The organism is Cupriavidus sp. 05N40, from assembly GCF_056397305.1.
In genome coordinates, this window is the sequence record NZ_JBFTND010000464.1 from 1 (window position 1) to 503 (window position 503).

At 65.8% G+C, this 503-nt stretch carries 1 protein-coding gene; it reads left to right on the plus strand.

Annotated features, from left to right (window positions below; all coding sequences use genetic code 11):
• On the plus strand, positions 1 to 503 hold a 503-nt coding region (locus AC1DO7_RS41465), incomplete at both ends, for a hypothetical protein (protein WP_477117601.1).

Consider the following 503-nt stretch of genomic DNA (forward strand, 5'->3'; position numbering starts at 1 on the left):
TCAGGCAGCTGTTCGAGGACAAGTCGGCCGCCATCGAGGCGCGACACTACATCGACATCGAGCGCGCCAAGATCGAAGACCCCGGCGCCGCCATGACCCGCGGCTGGGTGCTCGACGCGGAGCAGGAGGCCCGCTGGGAACAGGCCGCCGAGCAACACATGAAGAACTACGAGGCGGCCATCCGTGCACGGGTGCAGGCGAAGCTCGACAGCGGTGAATACCGCAATCGATTCGAGACCAGGTACGTCAATCCCCCGGACCCGCAGGCCGCCCTGCAGGTTCAGGCCATGAAAGCCAACCTGGCCGCCTTCGAGCAGCAGTGCAAGACGCTGGAAGCCATGGCCGAAGGCCGCTCCAACGACCACCACAAATGGCTGCAGAGCGAGCAGTTGCTCGCGGCCCTGGATGTCTACGACAACCGGGACCCGTCGAACGGCTGGCACTTTTCCGGCCAGACAGGCTTGTGCGTCCTGGGCGCGGAGGGTTGCAAGGCCACCGCCGAC